This window comes from Lentimicrobium sp. L6 (genome assembly GCF_013166655.1).
In the GTDB taxonomy this organism is placed as follows: domain Bacteria; phylum Bacteroidota; class Bacteroidia; order Bacteroidales; family UBA12170; genus UBA12170.
The window spans coordinates 1-1249 of sequence record NZ_JABKCA010000173.1 but is presented as its reverse complement, the minus strand read 5'-3'; the positions used below and the strand labels follow the sequence as shown (position 1 = coordinate 1249).

The 1249-nt window shown below is 36.3% G+C and carries 1 pseudogene; it reads right to left on the bottom strand.

Features of this window, described 5'->3' with window-relative positions:
- Positions 1-531: 531 nt before the first annotated feature.
- Positions 532-1200, bottom strand: a pseudogene (gene uxuA / locus HNS38_RS20060) (mannonate dehydratase); the annotation flags it as partial.
- Positions 1201-1249 lie beyond the last annotated feature (49 nt).

The window sequence follows — 1249 nt, the reverse complement described above, 5'->3', positions numbered from 1 at the left end:
ATGATTTGGAGAAAGACGATCAATTAGCTCTGTTTTTATAATCGAACTCAGGTTTATAAATTTTAAAGAGAGATTCCTCTTAATTGGAATCTCTCTTTTTTGGGTCTTACGTAAACTGGAGGAGAAACTTTATCCCTTTTAAATTAGATTTCTCAGTCGAAGCATACTTCTCCTTCGAAATGTAATGGAGGAAGAAAGCTATCAATATAACAAGAGATTTCTAACTGCGTTCAAAATGACGGACAACGTAATAACTAGAAGAAAGGGCGCACAAATACCAATGTCAATGTAATTGATTTTGTGCGCCCTTAGCTACACACAATAACTCAGTCATTTCGATGGAACATAGTGGAAGAGAAATCTTTCTTTACCTTTACAAGTACTAATAATCAATCTGAAACATAATTCATTTTAAAGTACTTAGGGAGCATACCGAGCGTTCGGTTTATCCTTTATTCATGATCAACAATAAAAGGCTATACTACTTCTTTTGTCATTTCATCGAAGTGCATCGAAGGAGAAACCTTTCCATTAATCCAAACTAGTAATTGAATATTTAATTCCAAGTTCAAGACCTCTTAATTCTGCTAGTCCTCTGAGTCTACCAATAGCACTATATCCTGGATTTGATTTTTTTCCTAAGTCATCGATCATTAGATGGCCGTGATCGGGGCGCATGGGTAATCGATAGTCTAGTCTACCATTTTTAATTCGTTTTTTCTGTTCTTGAAGTAAGGCCTTCATGACCTCAAACATATCTACATCACCTGACAAATGATCGGCTTCATGAAAATTTCCTGCTTCATCGCGAGAAGTACTTCTTAAGTGAACAAAATTCATACGATGTCCTAAGCGTTTTACCATTCGTGGAAGATCATTATCTACTCGTACACCATAACAACCCGTGCAAAAGCACAAACCATTATTTGGACTATCCACTGCATCAACTATTTTACTGGCATCCTCTTCAGTACTAACAATACGGGGGATGCCTAGGATAGGAAATGGAGGATCGTCGGGATGAATGGCCATTAAAACATTAGACTCCTCTGCAACTGGTATAATTTGTTTTAGAAATGAAACCAAATTATTTCTGAGCTCCTCTGCTCCAATGGTTTGATAAGTATTTAAAACAGATTGAAATTGCTTTAATGAATAACCCTCCTCTGCTCCTGGCAAACCTGCAATAATATTATTAACTGAAGTTTCGCACCGTTATATACTGAGCATTTTAGAGAAAAAATGCAGC